This is a genomic window from Larsenimonas rhizosphaerae (assembly GCF_023700005.1).
GTDB lineage: Bacteria > Pseudomonadota > Gammaproteobacteria > Pseudomonadales > Halomonadaceae > Larsenimonas > Larsenimonas rhizosphaerae.
The window spans coordinates 2,163,273-2,179,512 of the sequence record NZ_JAMLJK010000001.1; the positions used below are offsets into that span (position 1 = coordinate 2,163,273).

At 55.2% G+C, this 16,240-nt stretch carries 16 protein-coding genes and 1 rRNA gene; 9 read left to right on the top strand and 8 right to left on the bottom strand.

From position 1 onward, the window contains the following. Positions 1-67 precede the first annotated feature (67 nt). Positions 68-583 carry an anthrone oxygenase family protein gene (locus NAT21_RS09910; protein ID WP_250937899.1) on the top strand — a complete coding sequence of 172 codons (516 nt, stop codon included), beginning with the start codon at positions 68-70 and terminating at the stop codon, positions 581-583. A 53-nt stretch (positions 584-636) separates the two neighbouring features. Here the strand turns inward: NAT21_RS09910 and fadA are convergent, their stop codons facing one another. Continuing rightward, positions 637-1,812: an acetyl-CoA C-acyltransferase FadA gene (gene fadA / locus NAT21_RS09915; protein ID WP_250937902.1), complete on the bottom strand. Its 1,176-nt coding sequence runs from the start codon at positions 1,810-1,812 to the stop codon at positions 637-639. Next, the gene (gene fadB, locus NAT21_RS09920; RefSeq protein WP_250937905.1) at positions 1,812-3,986 is read right to left on the bottom strand and encodes a fatty acid oxidation complex subunit alpha FadB; all 2,175 of its coding nucleotides are present in this window, start codon (positions 3,984-3,986) and stop codon (positions 1,812-1,814) included. The genes fadA and fadB overlap by 1 nt, the downstream gene beginning before the upstream one ends. Positions 3,987-4,200: 214 nt before the next feature. Here fadB and NAT21_RS09925 point away from each other — a divergent pair, with 214 nt between their 5' ends. Together NAT21_RS09925 and slyA are read left to right on the top strand one after the other, a co-directional pair. Further along, positions 4,201-5,313, top strand: a complete 1,113-nt coding sequence (locus NAT21_RS09925) for a DUF5924 family protein (protein WP_250937907.1) — start codon at positions 4,201-4,203, stop codon at positions 5,311-5,313. A 75-nt stretch (positions 5,314-5,388) separates the two neighbouring features. Next, on the top strand, positions 5,389-5,865 hold the full coding sequence (gene slyA, locus NAT21_RS09930; RefSeq protein WP_250937909.1) for a transcriptional regulator SlyA: 477 nt from the start codon (positions 5,389-5,391) through the stop codon (positions 5,863-5,865). On the opposite strand, the gene NAT21_RS09935 is transcribed toward slyA, so the two are convergent. Continuing rightward, complete coding sequence (locus tag NAT21_RS09935; RefSeq protein ID WP_250937910.1) at positions 5,855-6,325, bottom strand: hypothetical protein; 471 nt, start codon at positions 6,323-6,325, stop codon at positions 5,855-5,857. The two genes, slyA and NAT21_RS09935, sit on opposite strands and share 11 nt — an antisense overlap. 138 nt (positions 6,326-6,463) lie before the next feature. Between NAT21_RS09935 and NAT21_RS09940 the strand changes: the two genes are divergently transcribed. Then, complete coding sequence (locus NAT21_RS09940) at positions 6,464-6,919, top strand: universal stress protein (protein ID WP_250937911.1); 456 nt, start codon at positions 6,464-6,466, stop codon at positions 6,917-6,919. Between the two features lie 62 nt (positions 6,920-6,981). Here NAT21_RS09940 and NAT21_RS09945 read toward each other — a convergent pair whose 3' ends face one another. Beyond that, on the bottom strand, positions 6,982-8,892 hold the full coding sequence (locus tag NAT21_RS09945; RefSeq protein ID WP_250937912.1) for an ATP-binding cassette domain-containing protein: 1,911 nt from the start codon (positions 8,890-8,892) through the stop codon (positions 6,982-6,984). A gap of 107 nt (positions 8,893-8,999) precedes the next feature. Between NAT21_RS09945 and NAT21_RS09950 the strand changes: the two genes are divergently transcribed. Together NAT21_RS09950 and NAT21_RS09955 are read left to right on the top strand one after the other, a co-directional pair. After that, complete coding sequence (locus NAT21_RS09950) at positions 9,000-9,833, top strand: TatD family hydrolase (RefSeq protein WP_250937913.1); 834 nt, start codon at positions 9,000-9,002, stop codon at positions 9,831-9,833. 13 nt (positions 9,834-9,846) lie between these two features. Beyond that, positions 9,847-10,329, top strand: a complete 483-nt coding sequence (locus NAT21_RS09955; protein ID WP_250937914.1) for a hypothetical protein — start codon at positions 9,847-9,849, stop codon at positions 10,327-10,329. Here the strand turns inward: NAT21_RS09955 and NAT21_RS09960 are convergent. Continuing rightward, positions 10,283-10,888 carry an elongation factor P hydroxylase gene (locus NAT21_RS09960; protein WP_434084394.1) on the bottom strand — a complete coding sequence of 202 codons (606 nt, stop codon included), beginning with the start codon at positions 10,886-10,888 and terminating at the stop codon, positions 10,283-10,285. The genes NAT21_RS09955 and NAT21_RS09960 overlap by 47 nt on opposite strands. Positions 10,889-10,984: 96 nt before the next feature. Between NAT21_RS09960 and NAT21_RS09965 the strand changes: the two genes are divergently transcribed. The 3 genes from NAT21_RS09965 (at position 10,985) to NAT21_RS09975 (ending at position 14,702) form a co-directional block, all read left to right on the top strand. Further along, a complete protein-coding gene (locus NAT21_RS09965) occupies positions 10,985-12,388 on the top strand; it encodes an MATE family efflux transporter (protein ID WP_350355168.1) in 1,404 nt (467 codons plus the stop codon). A 162-nt stretch (positions 12,389-12,550) separates the two neighbouring features. Beyond that, the gene (locus NAT21_RS09970) at positions 12,551-13,246 is read left to right on the top strand and encodes a hypothetical protein (protein WP_250937917.1); all 696 of its coding nucleotides are present in this window, start codon (positions 12,551-12,553) and stop codon (positions 13,244-13,246) included. A gap of 211 nt (positions 13,247-13,457) precedes the next feature. Further along, complete coding sequence (locus NAT21_RS09975) at positions 13,458-14,702, top strand: polysaccharide pyruvyl transferase family protein (protein ID WP_250937919.1); 1,245 nt, start codon at positions 13,458-13,460, stop codon at positions 14,700-14,702. Here the strand turns inward: NAT21_RS09975 and tusA are convergent, their stop codons facing one another. From tusA to rrf, 3 genes are all read right to left on the bottom strand, one after another. Further along, a complete protein-coding gene (gene tusA / locus NAT21_RS09980) occupies positions 14,703-14,954 on the bottom strand; it encodes a sulfurtransferase TusA (RefSeq protein WP_250937921.1) in 252 nt (83 codons plus the stop codon). Positions 14,955-14,979: 25 nt separating this feature from the next. Next, positions 14,980-16,047, bottom strand: coding sequence for a 23S rRNA (cytidine(2498)-2'-O)-methyltransferase RlmM (gene rlmM / locus NAT21_RS09985; RefSeq protein WP_250937923.1), 1,068 nt, complete (start codon positions 16,045-16,047; stop codon positions 14,980-14,982). A 93-nt stretch (positions 16,048-16,140) separates the two neighbouring features. After that, a 5S ribosomal RNA gene (gene rrf, locus NAT21_RS09990) occupies positions 16,141-16,240 on the bottom strand; the annotation flags it as partial.

Sequence of the window (16,240 nt, forward strand, 5' to 3'; positions counted from 1 at the left end):
CGCCCCGGCCCATGTATGATGTGATGTCATTTCTCGCTTCTTCATCCTCGTTTCAGGAATTTCCGGCATGTCTTCCCGCCCCTCTTTCAGTTTTCCCGATAACGCTGTGCTGCTCATGGCTATCCTGACGACCGGCCTGGTCAGTGGGTACTTTGCGATGCACTGGATGACGCTTCAACCAGGCATGACCGAGATGGGCGCCGACATTTACGGCACCATGCAGGCGGTCATCACGCATGACCTCAGAAACCCGTGGTTTTTGTTCCTGTTCATGGGCGGTGGTGCCTTTCTTGCCCTGAGCCTGGCCTTTGGTGCGCGCGAATGGCGCCACCCATCGTTCTGGCTGATTGCTCTGGCACTGGTTATTTATGCGGCAGGCGTCGTGCTGTATACCAAGTTTGTCATGGCCCCCATCAACCATGAAATTCAGGGATGGAACCCGATTGACATGCCGGCCAGCTGGATTGATGTTCGAGCTCGCTGGAGCCACCTGAATCACTATCGGGTCATTGCTGCCATTGCAAGCTTTGCACTGGCTACACTGGCGCTGGCAATACGTGCCAGCACGCCACGACGGACGTAACTCAGCCCCATGAAAAAGGCTCGCCAATGCGAGCCTTTCGGGTATGACGGTGGCTAGACCCGCTCAAAAATCGTGGCAACGCCCTGCCCCATGCCGATGCACATGGTTGCCAGCCCGAGCGTGGCCTGCCTGTGGCGCATGACGTTCAAAAGGGTGGTGCAGATACGTGTTCCCGAACATCCCAGAGGATGCCCGAGTGCAATGGCCCCGCCAAACAGATTGACCTTCTCATCCATTACCTCATCAAGCTCCAGTGCCTGAAGTACGGGGAGTGACTGGGCCGCAAAGGCTTCGTTCAGTTCAATGACGTCCAGATCACGCACCCCAAGATTGGCTGCCTGTAATGCCTTGCGGGTCGCCTCTACCGGCCCGAACCCCATGATCGAGGCATCGCATCCTGACACGCCTACCGAAATCACACGAGCCAGTGGTTCAAGCCCGAGGGCATGGGCCTGCGAATAACGCATCACCAGAAGCCCCGATGCTCCGACGGATAACGCTGATGACGTACCCGCTGTCACCGTACCATTTCGGGGGTCGAATACGGGCGAAAGGCGTGCCATATCCTCCATGTTGGCATCATCACGAATGACTTCATCACGGTTGATCAGAACGCGGCGGCCCTGACTGTCATGGCCTTCCACACCAATGATTTCATCATCGAAATGCCCATCCCGGCGCGCACGTGCAGCGCGCTGATGGGAGCGCACCCCGAAGGCATCCTGACTGGCCCTGTCAATACCATGAAGCTTGCCGAGCAATTCCGCGGTCAGCCCCATCATCATTGCAGCCTTGGCAGTATGCTGGCTGATGGCCGGATTCACATCCACGCCGTGGGCCATTTCAATATGGCCCATGTGTTCAACGCCCCCCACCAGATACTGCTGTCCCAGACCTGCACGAATATTGGCATACGCACTGTGCAGCGCTGTCATCGAGGAACCGCACAGCCGATTAACCGTCTGGGCAGGGACCGTTGGAGGGATTGACGTCATCAATGCCGCATTGCGTGCCACATTGAAGCCCTGCTCCAGAGTTTGATTGACACATCCCCAGATAACGTCATCCAGCGCGGCCGGATCAAACGCTTCGTGCCGACTGATCAGCCCTTCCATGACAGAAGCAGACAGGTTTTCTGCGCGTACGTGACGGAACCCCCCATCGCGCGCCTTGCCCATGGCAGTTCTCAGGGCATCAACAATGACTACATCATCTTCATTGAATCGCATTACGCATTCTCCCCGGTAGGCTGGGTACGATAAAAGGGACGACCCTCGGCAGCACGTGCCTCAAGCTCTGCGGTTGGCGCGTAGAGCGGGCCGAACGTATCCGCCAGTGCCCTGGCCTGACGCACAAACGCCGACAGCCCGACATGATCGATATATCTCAGTGCACCGCCACGGAACGGCGGAAAGCCGATACCATAAATCAACGCCATGTCTGCCTCGGCAGGAGAGCCGACCACGCCCTCTTCCAGCGCTCTCACGGTTTCAAGACATAACGGGGTCATCAGCGCAGCGATGATCTCTTCATCGCTCATTTCGACCTGCCTCTCGGCGTGGGCGGTCAACAGCTCCTGAATGTCTGGATCCGTTTCCTTTTTGGGTTTGCCCTTTTTATCCTTTTCGTAGCGATAAAATCCCTTGCCGTTTTTCTGCCCCTTGCGGTCCATTTCAAGCAGCTTTTCAACAGCGGTTACACCGTCGTTGGCCATGCGATCCGGATAGCCCTCAGCCAGTACCTCCCCCGCATGAGCTGCGGTATCAAGCCCGACCACATCCAGCAGGTACGCCGGGCCCATCGGCCACCCAAATTTCTCCATGATTCGGTCGATACGGCCCATGTCGATGCCGCGTCGCAACAGCAGTTCAAAGCCCTGGAGGTAAGGAAACAGCACCCGATTCACCAGAAAACCCGGACAATCGTTGACCACGATCGGGGTCTTGCCCATTTTACGGGCATAGGCCACGACGGTCCCAAGCGTGGCCTCATCGGTTCTGGCTCCTCGAATGACCTCAACCAGCGGCATCCGATGCACGGGGTTGAAAAAGTGCATCCCGCAGAAGCGTTCAGGATGTGAAAGGTGCCCTGCCAGCCTGTCAATCGAAATAGTGGACGTATTCGAGGCAAGAATGGCCTGTTCGCCCAGGGTCTGCTCGACCTCCGCCAGCACACTTGCCTTGATACCGGCATTTTCGACCACGGCTTCCACCACGATATCCACTTCCGAAAAGTCACCATAGGAAAGTGTCGGCCGAATACGCCCGAGCACTTCGGCACTCTGATCAGCAGTGAATTTGCCACGTTCGAGTTGCTTGCCCACAAGCTTGCGCGCTTCGGAAAGCCCCAGTTCCAGCGCCTCGTTCCTGATGTCCTTCATCATGATGGATGTTCCCTTGCTGGCACTCTGGTAAGCAATACCGCCTCCCATGATGCCGGCTCCCAGCACCCCGGCCAGTGTAATGTCACGCGCACTCTTCTCGTGGGCGGCTGCCTGCTTCTTGACCCGTTGATCACTTTCAAACAGACCTACAAGCTGATAGCAGACATCGGTCTGGGCCAGCCGCACAAAGGCATCTGTTTCAATGGCCTGTGCCCTCAACCGGTCTTCACCGGCGCCCTTGCGGATCACATCCACTGCTGCCACCGGCGCCGGATAATGTCGTCCGGCCTTTGAAGCCACCATTCCCTTTGCCGTTTCAAATGTCAGCACCTGATCGACACTGTTAAGCAACAACGGGCTGGTTTTTTTCCGGCGCCGGGGCTGCCAGGGAAGCTCTTCGCGCCAGGCTCGCTTCAACAGATCCGCTGCAGCGTCTCGCAGGTCATCCGATGCCACTACGGCATCAACCGCCCCCACGCGCAGCGCAGCGTCACTACCGTGCTGACCACCACCGGCAATCCACTCAATGGCGTTATCCGCGCCAATCAATCGCGGAAGACGGACACAGCCTCCCCACCCCGGGACAATGCCCAGCTTGGTTTCAGGCAACCCGATGCGGGTATCCGGCTCAACAATGCGGAAGTCACAGGCCAGACACAGCTCCATACCACCGCCCAAAGCCATGCCATTGATGACGGCCACGGTAGGGAACGGTAAATCCTCGATCCGGTTATAAAGGGCATGAACCTCCTGACACATCGCTTCAATAGCCTGAGCACCGCGACCAAAGACAGCATGGAATTCCTTGATATCCGCACCGACAATAAATGCCTTCTTGGCACTTGCCAGTACCAGCCCCTGGCACTCGGTCATCGATTCAAGGGCAGACACGGCCTCCATCAATTCGGCTACCACCTGCTGAGACAGGGTGTTGACGGCACTGTCCGGCATGTCAAACACGAGCCATGCCAAACGATCATCGTCTACCTCAATGCCAAGGGTCTTTCCTTGATAGAGCATGAGTACTTCTCCCAAGTGACGTGCGGCAGGCCATGCCATCAGCCCACGATTAAAACGGTCGTTTGATTTCATCGTCGATGAGCGCAGCAGTACGGTCAAGCAGATGCCATCATGCATTGGTCGAACCTCAACACAACACAGCGTGTGCATCCCCTTCCGGTTTTCTTTATAAAGGGGCTTCAATGACGATGGACTCAGAGGCTCAACGTAGCTCATGGAAAAGGAACTCGCCCTCCCCCCGCGCATCAAGGGTCTGGTAGAGCGGTTACAGCGATATCACTATCTGTGGCCGTGTGTAAGCTTCATCAGTGGCATCCTGAGTTTCTTTCTGGTAACCCGGCAGCAGTCGCTGGGCGGATTTCTGGCAGTTGCCCTGCTGGCCAGCTGGGCCTTGTTGATTGGTGAAAATATCTGGAGTGGCGTTCGCGAACGGCGCCATCAATCCCGGTTGCCCAAACTGATTGCCACCTTTATTACCCAGCTCACTCACCAGGAAACCCTGTGTTTCTGTCTGCCGTTCTTTCTTGTAACCACTGCCTGGAGCAGTGGTCAGGCAGTCTTCACCGGCCTGCTGGTTCTGTGTACGCTGATATCGGTGATGGATCCGGTCTATTTCCGACTTGCTGACCGGGTTCGCTGGCTTTATATGGCCTTTCATGGCCTGTGTGCCTTCATTCTTATCCTGGTCAGTGCGCCTCTGCTGCTGCACGTCACCACCGGGCAGAGCTTTTTACTGGCCACCCTGGCCCTGCCCATATTGAGCCTGCCCAGCCTGATCAATTTGTTTCAACCACGAAATATAATGAGCTGGCTGGGCATGCTGGCGATGGCCGTCGCCCTGAGCGGTCTGGCGTGGTCCGGACGAAGCTGGGTGCCTCCAGCCACCCTGTGGATCACCAGCAGTGCACTGTCTCCTTCATTCAACCAGGCAGCGCGCTCACCGGAAGGCACCATGGCACTGACATCATCAGCCCTCGAGGCCCGCGGCCTGTATGCCTACACGGCCATCCACGCACCCCGCGGACTGAATGAGAAGGTCTTTCATGTCTGGCGACATGAAGGAAAGGTTGTTGATCGAATTCCGTTGACCATCAAGGGAACGGGAGGAGACGCCTATCGCGCCTGGTCTCACAAGCTTCACTTTCCCAGAGACTCCGCCGGGCCCTGGCAGGTAGATGTCATCACGGCAGATGGGCAACGTATCGGTGTCATCCGATTCAATGTCAGCACGACGCCATCCGATGCAGGAAAGGCCGATGGTACGCTGCATCATACGCCCGGCGTTGGCTGGCTAAGCATTACGAAGTCATCAGGCGGGCAGAAATAAAAGTGCACACATTTGCATATAATGAATTGATCTGGATAATTTCATTTGTCCATACTTCAGGTTATCCTGTTTTCCATGAATGAAACTTTATGTCTTAAGCTGACACGCATCCCCCGACTATGGCGCGCCATCATTGATGAGCGGCTGGCCCCGCTGGGTCTGACTCAGACACGCTGGACCACGCTGTATCATCTGGCCCATTACGGCGAAGGACAGCCTCAATGCGATCTGGCTCGTGCCATCGGCGTAGAGGCACCTTCACTGGTGCGAACACTTGATCAATTGATGCAGCAGTCCTTGATCGAACGCCGACCCAGCGAAGAGGACCGGCGCACCAAGCTGGTGTATCTGACACCGACGGCCATGCCGCTGCTGAAGCAGATCGAAACGGTAGTTCAGCAGGCACGTCGAGAAATGCTGGAAGGCCTTGATGAGGATATGCTCGCGCAGCTCGATAGTGCATTGAGCACCATCGAGCGCAATGGTATGCGGCTGCTGTGTGAAGAGCGTGATGAAGCGAGAAACTCGTCCGACTGCCTGCCTACTCCCTGATGTTTCTGCGACGCTTTCCGGCCAGCTGGTGCCGGAGAGCATCCATGCCTTCCGCCAGCTGATCAAACTCGGGAAGATCCAGCCGCTCCTGCCACCACAGGGTCAGCGTTGCGGTACCGGATGTCAGCGCCAGAGCATCTTCCGGCAGTGACTCAATCAAGGCATGTACGGCCTGCTGATCATCAGCGTCCATCCCCTTTTCCATCTCACAGGTCTGCGTTTCTCGCGTCCACCGGATCTCTGGTCCTGCAGATGCCTTGGGATAATGCAGCCGATACGCCAGCAGATCTCCATGTTCCGGTCGCGCCACACCGGGCGGATTGACCTCGACTCGAAACCCCAGTTCACGCGCCCGCGTTCGGAGGGCCACGATCCGCCGCTGCCGAAGGGAGGGTCTCAAACTGATGACCGGGGCCAGGGCGACAAAAACGAGTCCAGCTATGATCCAGAAAACGGTCATGCGAAAGGGATACTCCATCCATTGAAATATGTATGTGCCAATATATCGCGGGTTGTCCTGCGAGTATGAATTGTGTCGTCTGCCGCCACCCTCTAAAGTAAGAGACATCACAGACTCTCGGCCAGAAGGAATATTCCCATGAGCAACGCCTACCAGCACATTCTTGTTGCCGTTGATCTCACCAAGGACTCACACCTGGTACTAAAGCGTGCCCTGCCCATTGCCGAGCGTAATGGGGCCAGAATATCCATCATTCATACCCTTGAGCCCCTCGGCTTTGCCTATGGCGGGGATATACCGATGGATTTAAGCAGTATTCAGGACCAGCTGGACACCCATGCCCGAGAGCGACTGGCTGACATAGCCACGCCGCATGGCATCAAGCCTGAAGATCAGCATGTTGTGGTAGGAATGCCAGACTCGGAGATTCAGCGGTTTGCGAAGGACAGGGCCGTGGATCTGATTGTAGTCGGCTCCCACGGTAGACACGGTTTTGCCCTGCTGCTGGGCTCCACCTCCACCGGCGTGTTGCATGGTGCAGAGTGCGATGTCCTTGCCGTACGTGTAGGCCACATTGATGATACCGATGAATAAATAGCCAGGACACCGCTTCGGCCCCTTACTGAAGGCCGAAGCGGTGTTACTGGTCTTTATCCTTACCCTTCCTGTAACGCCTCAAGCTCCATCCATCGCTCCATGGCAACGTCCAGCGCCGACTGAGTATCGCTCAACTGACCCAGTGTGGCCGTCACGGTACTGCTGTCCTGGTTATAAAATTCAGGAGATGAAATGGTCTCTTCAAGGGTTGCGATCCGTGTTTCCAGCACCTCGATATGTCCAGGCAGCTCATCAAGCTCGCGCTGCAGCTTGTAGGACAGCTTTCTGGATTTGGCAGGTGCAGCGCTCTTCTCTACCTTTGACGTTTTAGGCTGTTCGGTAGGCGCTCGCGTCGGTTCGGCACCCTTGTCCCATGGCGCAGGTGGCAAGCTGCCCCCCTGCCGGACCCAGTCCTTGTAACCACCGACATATTCATTGACCTGTCCTTCGCCCTCAAAGGCAATGACACTGGTAACCACGTTGTCCAGAAAGTCACGATCGTGACTGACCAGCAGCAGCGTACCTTCAAAATTCAGGAGCAGCTCTTCAAGAAGCTCCAGGGTTTCAACGTCCAGATCGTTGGTCGGCTCATCCATCACCAGCACGTTGGCCGGCTGAGTAAAAAGCTTGGCCAGAAGCAGACGGTTGGACTCGCCACCTGACAGGGCACGGATTGGCTGACGTGCGCGTTCCGGCGTAAACAGGAAATCCTGAAGGTAACTGATGACATGACGATCCTTGCCTCCGACCGTTACAAAGTCACGCCCTTGGGCGACGTTATCGTAGACCGTCTTGTCCATTTCCAGCCCGGCTCGCAGCTGATCGAAATAGGCGACCTGCAGATTGGTGCCGCTGATGACCTTGCCTTCCGAGGGGGTCAGCTCTCCCAGCATTATCTTGAGCAGGGTCGTCTTGCCGGCGCCATTACGGCCAATAAAGCCGATGCGATCCCCCCGCTGTACTTCCAGGCTCACATGCCGAAGCACTGCCTCACCATTGAAGGTCTGGGTTACATTATCAAGCTCGACCACACGTTTGCCGCTGCGATCGGCGCTATCCACGTTGATGCGCGCCTGGCCTACACGATGACGACGATCTGCATGCTGGGAACGCATGGACTCAAGCGCCCTTACGCGGCCTTCATTGCGGGTTCTGCGAGCCTTGACACCCTGGCGAATCCACTTTTCTTCCTGAGCGAGCTTTTTATCAAACTCACGACGCTCACGCTCTTCAGACTCAAGTTCCTGCCCCTTGAGTTCCTGATAGCGGTCGTAATTACCGGGGTAACGCCCCAGTCTGCCACGGTCAAGCTCGAGGATATTCGTCGCAAGGCGCTTCAGAAAGGCCCGGTCGTGGGTAATAAACAGCACAGCACCGCTGAATTGAAGAAGCTGTTCTTCAAGCCAGATAATCGTATCCAGATCAAGGTGGTTGGTCGGCTCATCGAGCAGCAGTACATCCGGGTTGGTAACCAGAGCACGCGCCAGCGCTACCCGTCGCCGCCACCCACCGGACAGCCTGTCCATCAACTCGTCGGCAGGCAGCCCCAGTCGAGTCAGCACCGTATCGATGCGCTGGTGATAGGACCAGCCATCCTGCGCCTCAAGCGCAGACTGCAGATCGGCCAGTCGATTCATGTCAGGCGCGTCCGAGGCAACCAAAGCATCATACTCGCTTAAAAGACGCCCGACCTCAGGCAACCCATCGGCCACCACATCATAGATTCGCCGCCCTTCGGCTTCGGGCAGCTGCTGAGCCAGTGAGCCGATATTCAATCCCGGTGCGCGCCATACGGTTCCACCATCCGGATCAGCCTCACCGGATACCAGCGACAGCAACGTCGACTTGCCGGCCCCATTACGCCCTACCAGCGCCAGTCGCTCTCCGCGCTCCAGGCTGAGTTCGGCACCATCAAGCAGCACATGGTGGCCGTAGGCCAGTTGAACTTGTTCAAGTCGCAGCAACGTCATGCGTCGCCTCCTGCAGAAAATGTCGGTCGCCTAGTGTAACGCATAGCCTGCCCTTTTCGCGGCCGGTACAATGCAAATCATTACTTTGACATCCCACAGGATACTCCATGCTGCCAGAGGCACTTTCCTTTACCGCCGACGCGCCCCTTGTTGATACAGGCGCCAACTTGACGCACGAAAGCTTCCGCGCGGATATTGATGATGTGCTGGGGCGTGCCCATGCAGCTGGCGTAACCACTCTGGTACTGACCGGCACCGACCAGCAGGGCATCGAAGATGCGCTGGCCTTGTGTGAACGGGAAACACCGGTAGCGCTGTATGCCACGGCAGGCCTTCACCCCCACCACGCCGCCGACTGGACGCCGGAGCTTGCCAGGTTCATCGAACAGGCCGCCTCGCACTCGTCAGTAGTGGCCATCGGTGAATGTGGCCTTGATTATCATCGGGACTATTCCTCGCGTACTGATCAGCGACGTGCGCTCGAAGCACAGCTTGAGCTGGCCGCCCGCACCGGAAAACCCCTTTTTCTGCACGAGCGCGATGCCGGCGCCGATATGGCCGACATTCTCAAGCAGTGGCGGGACGACCTCACTCAGGCCGTGGTGCACTGCTTTACCGGCGAGCGCGAGACGCTGCACCGCTATCTCGATCTTGATTTGCACATAGGTCAGACAGGCTGGATCTGCGATGAACGACGAGGTCACCATCTACGCTCGCTCGTGGCGGATATCCCGGCCAACCGCTTGATGATTGAAACGGACTGTCCCTATCTCCTGCCACGCAACCTGCCGGCAAAACTCAAGGGGCGCCGTCATGAACCCGCATTGCTTCCCTGGATTGCCCGCGAGCTCGCCTACTGGCGCGGTGTAAGTGAGCAGACGCTCAGCGAGCAGACCACTGCAACCGCACGTGCCTTTTTTACCTTACCCCTTACAGACTGACGCAGGGAGCATCATGGATTCCATCCCCGGTTTTATTGCCATTGAAGTAGGCGACGCGGACCTGCCCGTTGCCATCGCATGGACGCTGCCGGACGGTCAGCTGAAACACACGCTGGTACAGCCCGGCCCTGACTGGCTGGAAAACGAACAGGCGTCGCTGGGCGACTACAGCGAGGACGAGCTTGAAATGATGGGCGTCAGCCCCATCGATATACTTCGCGAACTTGAAGCGGATCATTTCAATGGCACGCTTTACAGCAATGGCCTGGTTGATGATGAACGAGCGCTGGCCTGGATGTTCAACGAATATGGCATTGAACCGTTCATTGATCTGGCTCCGGCTGAAAGCCTGTATGAAGGGCTATCTCATGGCGAGTGGCATCGCCAGCGCAGCGATTTGTTCAATGAGCTTGGCCTTGAGCCCTTCAAGCCGGAGGATGAGCTTCAGGTCATGCTGACACTTCATGTGCGGGAAATGGGTTATCCCGATCAATAGGCAGGGTTTGATCGTCAAGGCACCTTCGCCCTGATTCGATAGCCTCCTCACATGAGCTGCCCTGCTGGTAATATGCCTGCAGGGTGCAGCGAAAGGCACGTGCACGATTGTTCAGCCCGTTCTCGAGCAGGGCATCAGCACGGGCACGCACTCGTGCAGCAAAGGCATGTCGATCCACCTCAATGTCAGCGTTGAGGTTATCAACGCTGACATTGAACTCGAGGTCACAGGCCGCATAGAACAGTGATTCAATGGCCTGTGGCTGCACTTCCACGGCTTCAAAGGCAGCCTGCTCGTGTTCATTCCGACCGTCCGGCAGATACCAGTAACCGTAATCTTCCAATAAGCGGCGCGCCGTTCCGGCGACGCACCAGTGGCTTATTTCATGCAGTCCGCTGGTGAAATAGTCATGGGCAAATATAATGCGGTGATACGGCGTGTCTGTACTCGCGGGCAAGTAAAGAGGCTCATCCTTACCGCGGATCAGACGGGTCGAGTACGCAGGCTCGAATACGCCATTGAACAGGGCGATCAAGTCATCGGTACGGTGTAACATCATTTATCTCTCGTACAGGCGCCAAGGCTGAGTAGCCATGGCATATAGTGTGCGGTTTTTCCCTTGTCTTTCAAATAATCCTTGCTCATGACATCCCTATTGCAGCGCAGTTTAACCGAAGCACGCCCCCTGATTCGGCTTACGCTTCCCATTTTCGGAGCTCAACTGGCTCAGGCCGGGATGGGGACAGTCGACGTCATGATGGCCGGCAACGCCAGCGCGACCGATCTGGCTGCAGTCTCGGTGGGTACAAGCCTCTGGATCCCGCTGATCCTGTTTATTACCGGAACCCTGATGGGTCTGACTCCCATCGTGGCACACTGCATGGGAGCGCATCGAGCAGAAGACGTTTCCACCTACAAGCGTCAGGCCCTGTGGGCGGCCATTTTCATGGGACTGATAGCCATGGCCGCGCTGCAGCTTGCTCCGCCCTGGCTTTTTGCTGTCATGAATGTGCCAGATACCGTGGCAATGCTATCAACACAGTATCTGACTGCACTGTCCTTTGGCCTGCCCGCCGTTGCACTCTATCAGGCCCTGCGCGCCTACTCGGATGGCCTGAATCATTCCAGGCCATCACTGATGTTCAGTCTGCTGGGCCTTGTCGTCAACATACCTGCCAACGGCATTCTGATCTTTGGCGGCAACGGCCTGCAAGCGCTATTCGGCAATGCCATACCTGAAAGCCTCGCGGCATTACCTGCACTGGGAGCCTACGGCTGCGGCATTGCCACGGCCATATCCATGTGGGTCATGTGTCTGGGAATGTATCTCTACACACGTCATGCGCGTGCTTATCGCCATGTGCGATCAGGCCGGGGCATGACTGCGCCTCATTACACACAAATGATGGAGTTGCTGCGTATCGGCTTCCCCATTGGCGTCGCCATTTTTACTGAAACCACTCTGTTCACACTCATCGCGCTATTAATCGCCGGGCTGGGTGAGGTGGTGGTCTCCGCTCATCAGATTGCCCTTAATTTTACGTCGTTGATGTTCATGCTTCCCATGTCCATTGGAATGGCCCTTACAGTGCGCGTCAGCCATGCACTCGGTCAGAACCAGCCTTGTCGTGCACGCTTTGTGGCCTGGAACGGTATTGTACTGTCCTTGATGGCGGCACTGATAAACAACCTGATACTGTGGCAGGGAAGTCATGTTATTCCCTCACTTTATACTGGTAATACAGAGGTCCAGGCACTGGCATCGCAACTGATACTGGTTGCCATCATCTACCAGGTATCTGATGTACTGCAGGTCAGCATGGCTGGGGCTCTTAGAGGCTATAAGGACACCAGAATCATCATGATATTCACCCTGCTGGCGTACTGGGTTATCGGGCTGGGCAGCGGTCTACTGCTGGGACGTAGCGCGGGCTGGGGCGTTTTCGGGTACTGGAGTGGCCTGATTCTGGGCTTGTCCGCTGCGGCCCTGCTACTCGGCATACGACTGCACAGGCAATCGCGACTAATGATTCGTGCTCAACCATTGAATAACCACTGATTCAGCCGATTATTTCATCGATACACCATCATCCTGAACTGTTGTGATCATAAGGGCTTAACCTTTCCAAACGAGTTGTGCTACTAATGAGACAGGACGCTCTTTTCAGGATGGCATCTGCAGGCTCTACCCTGCATATAACAAGTCGGTGAAGGAGGCTTTATGGGCGCATGCATACAACAGCAGCCTGCCAAGGTGGTCGACCTCAACGAAATGCGAGAGCGTCACCAGGCTCAGCAACGTATAGTACGATTGGCTCCGGAACTCGATGGTTTGGAAATGATTTACGAGGTCGCTTCCGACCCGGACTCGCTCTATGCCATGCCTGTTCTGGGCTGGGCACTGAAATCCAATGGTGAAGTCATGGGCGTGGTTCCCTGGCTTGAATCACTTGTAGGCTGTCACAGCCTGGATGATCCCGACTATGGCCGCTTTATCGGCTACCGCGATCCCGAGATTGATGATGTCTTTGATGTTCCGCCTGAACACAAGCGATTCGAACTCGAGCATGCAGCGGCCTACTTCGATTATGAGCCGTCCCCGGAAAAAACCCTGCTTCAGCACCTGCCGGATACACATGGCACGTATGCCCTGTGTATTGATGAAGAAGATGCTCCGTGGCAGCTCAAGCAGATACATGGCTGGCAACTGTATAGCGACGGCAGTATCGAAGCACTACTGGTTGATGAAGACGCTGTTTGCCAGACTCCCATCCTCGCCGGTGACGATTGCCTTTATCCGGGCAGAAGTCGACACCGTCTGGTGTACTTCTTTCAGCGTGCCATCGCCAATCGCATCAAGGAGCAGGATCCGGATACGCTCAATGCCCTAGCCTTGATGGTAGACTCCGAAGCCTAAGGGTGAAACCATGAGTGATACAGGAGCGTCCTTCGGAATGCTCTTGTATCAATGAATGAAAAACCCTTTGTATAGTTAGCATTGATCATCTTTTCTTTATGACCATTACACCAAAAAGCATGAAGTGATAACTTTTTCACAAAAAGCCTGCCACGAATGGATTAACCTGAGACAATATATATACGACTAAAGACAATCCAATCGGTTATCCATGAAAAAAGCTTTGCTGATCGGTAATCACTCCTGCTCCAACCGGGGTGATGCAGCCATTCTTCGTGGCCTTATCGAAGCCATCGATACCACATCCATTTCCATTGATATTGCATCACGCGATCCCGCAACGGGAGAGATCGTTCTGGAAGAAACCGGTTTACCGGTTATTCAGGATGTATTTGAGCAGGCGCGTCACAAGCTTATGCAGGGCTCGTTTTATACACGCAAGGTCATGTCTCGCTACCTTAACGGCATCATGTACGCTTCAAGCAAGTATAACTGGAGCGTAGAAAAAACACGCAAACTACTGCCCAGGGCCTATAACGAAGCAATCGATACACTAGCTGCCTATGATTATATTATTCAGGTAGGCGGCTCCTTTATCGTTGATGCCTACGGCTTTACGCAACTGGATATCATTTTTGGCGCCAAAATGGCCGGTCGAAAGGTTTATCTGATCGGGCATAGCGTTGGCCCCTTTGAACATAAGCAGTTTCGCGAGTTGTGCCAGAATCTGCTGCCCTACCCTGAGACCATTGTCCTGAGAGAGCATGTCAGTGAAGACATACTCAAGAAGGCTGGAATATACCTCGATAACCTCGGCTACGGTGCGGATACGGCATGGCTGATGCCCGAGTCCCAGCATGTTGACCTGACAGTCATCAATCCTGACAACAAGCCCATGGTAGGCATCACGGCCAGAAGACTGGCGCCGTTTGATAGTGTGCTGGGTGTAAGCCAGGAAGCCTATGAACAGCAGATGGCATCAACCTGCGACACTCTGGTCGAGAAGGGGCACATGATTATCGGGGTGTCCACCTGCACGGGGCTGAATGGGTACCATCGAGATGATCGCCTGACGCTTCACAGTATTAAAAAGCGTATGCGCCATCCGGAAGGCCTCCATATCATTTTTGATGAGTTAAGTGATCTTCAGATCGGTGGAGTGTTATCACAATGCCGTTTTACCATTGCTACAAGGTTGCACAGCGGTATTATTTCCATGCGCTATGGCACACCGGCACTGGTAATTGCTTATGAGCACAAAAGTGAGGGAATCCTGACAGACATGGCACTGAACGCATTTTCACTATCGATGCAGGAGTTTGTCGAGGGTGAAACACTTTCAAGACTTGAAACACTCGAAGCAGATTACGACCAGTTCTGCCAGTTGATCGGCCAGCGTGTAGAAGAGCACGCCGATATGGCCCGACAGCATATCCGGGCCATCTTCAGCGAATAATCAGGCCGATGCGCCCGCAATTGATATGTAATAGACAAAGCTGTCCGGCAGGGTTTCCTGCTGGATTAGCTGATGACCCAGGTAGGCACAAAATTGCGGTATATCACGTGTGGTCGCAGGATCTGTTGCGACCACCTTAAGGCATTCACCCGGCACCATTTCTGCCACCTTGTTATGCATCATCATGATAGGCTCGGGGCAATAAAGACCACTGGTATCCAGCGTTTCATCAGCGCTCGGCAACTCGGACATATTAAAATCTCCCTGAATATGATGTTCAATAAAGCCGGACGTAAACGGTCACTTCTTCCCGATCGTGGTAGAGGTGCTTGCATGCGATATCAAAGGTAATGCCTGCGTCCGAAAGCGTTGTTTCGAGTTGCTCAATGCAGGCAGAAACCTCTTCCCAGCGCTTTTTCATCGGCAACTTCAAATTGAAAATACTGTACCAGCACCACTGATTCACCAGCCAGCGCTCAATCATGCGTGTTACACGTACCGGTTGATCAACAATATCGCATACCAGCCAGTCCAGCCTGTCTGGCGGTGACCACACAAATCCGTCCTCCTTTAAATGCTCTACCAGACCGGTTCGCACAAGGTCAGCATTCATGGGGCCGTTGTCGATGGCATACACAAACATGCCACGTTGCACCAGCTGCCATGTCCATCCACCTGGTGCAGCACCAAGGTCTGCTGCCTGCATACCTGCATGGAGGTGCTGGTCCCATGCATCCCGTTCTATAAAGGCATGCCACGCCTCCTCCAGCTTTAACGTGGAGCGGCTGGGTGCTGCGTGAGGAAATCTGAGATGCTTGATACCATTGGGCCATTCCGACCGATTCTGCGGAAAGCTCATGGCAACCTGCACACAATCACCTGATGTCCAGAATAGATGCAAACGACGCTTTCCGGCCTTTCTGCGTAACGCACCGCGCTTTTTCAAAATTCCTTCAAGGGGGCGCTGAAGCGATTTGCATAATCCGGTCAGCCCCTTGCCATCATTGGTATCCGGCCATTCCTGCCATAGCTCTTCAAAATTCCAGCCGCTTTCCTGTATCAGCGACACCAGAGCTGTAATACGATCATTACGTTTCAACTGCAGTGGTGAAAAGGCAACCAGAATCTGGCGCGCGAATACAAGGTGCATCAGCGGGAGCTGCTTGTGTACCGTATTGGCTGGCTGCCCCTCTGGTAATACCAGCCTTGTAAAACCGGTATTCGGATCGTTTACCGTCTGAATGTGATTATCAAGATGATACGTTTTATCAGTAAGCTCCCGAGCCAGATCCCGCTCGAAGCCCGGCCGGCAATAAAAAAGCAATTCGTTGGGGATACTGGCCATACCTTTTTCCTTTCGCGCCTGGATCTACGCCGCTGTTTTTTTAAGCCATAAAAAAAAGCCCCTGGTCATGTGACCGGGGGCTTTGGTATAGATGCCTGACGATGACCTACTCTCGCATGGAGAAGCTCCACACTACCATCGGCGCTAAGCTGTTTCACTTCCGAGTTCGGCATGGGATCGGGTGGTTCCGGCT

Bases quoted from the DNA above. Each gene is read 5' to 3' on its own strand.
- tusA (WP_250937921.1), bottom strand. From the start codon at position 14,954: ATGTCCGAGTTGCCGAGCGCTGATGAAACGCTGGATACCAGTGGTCTT.
- fadB (WP_250937905.1), bottom strand. From the start codon at position 3,986: ATGCTCTATCAAGGAAAGACCCTTGGCATTGAGGTAGACGATGATCGT.
- NAT21_RS09955 (WP_250937914.1), top strand. From the start codon at position 9,847: ATGGATTCCATCCCCGGTTTTATTGCCATTGAAGTAGGCGACGCGGAC.
- NAT21_RS09935 (WP_250937910.1), bottom strand. From the start codon at position 6,325: ATGACCGTTTTCTGGATCATAGCTGGACTCGTTTTTGTCGCCCTGGCC.
- NAT21_RS09925 (WP_250937907.1), top strand. From the start codon at position 4,201: ATGGAAAAGGAACTCGCCCTCCCCCCGCGCATCAAGGGTCTGGTAGAG.
- NAT21_RS09950 (WP_250937913.1), top strand. From the start codon at position 9,000: ATGCTGCCAGAGGCACTTTCCTTTACCGCCGACGCGCCCCTTGTTGAT.
- NAT21_RS09945 (WP_250937912.1), bottom strand. From the start codon at position 8,892: ATGACGTTGCTGCGACTTGAACAAGTTCAACTGGCCTACGGCCACCAT.
- NAT21_RS09975 (WP_250937919.1), top strand. From the start codon at position 13,458: ATGAAAAAAGCTTTGCTGATCGGTAATCACTCCTGCTCCAACCGGGGT.
- fadA (WP_250937902.1), bottom strand. From the start codon at position 1,812: ATGCGATTCAATGAAGATGATGTAGTCATTGTTGATGCCCTGAGAACT.
- NAT21_RS09960 (WP_434084394.1), bottom strand. From the start codon at position 10,888: ATGATGTTACACCGTACCGATGACTTGATCGCCCTGTTCAATGGCGTA.
- NAT21_RS09910 (WP_250937899.1), top strand. From the start codon at position 68: ATGTCTTCCCGCCCCTCTTTCAGTTTTCCCGATAACGCTGTGCTGCTC.
- NAT21_RS09970 (WP_250937917.1), top strand. From the start codon at position 12,551: ATGGGCGCATGCATACAACAGCAGCCTGCCAAGGTGGTCGACCTCAAC.
- NAT21_RS09940 (WP_250937911.1), top strand. From the start codon at position 6,464: ATGAGCAACGCCTACCAGCACATTCTTGTTGCCGTTGATCTCACCAAG.
- rlmM (WP_250937923.1), bottom strand. From the start codon at position 16,047: ATGGCCAGTATCCCCAACGAATTGCTTTTTTATTGCCGGCCGGGCTTC.
- slyA (WP_250937909.1), top strand. From the start codon at position 5,389: ATGAATGAAACTTTATGTCTTAAGCTGACACGCATCCCCCGACTATGG.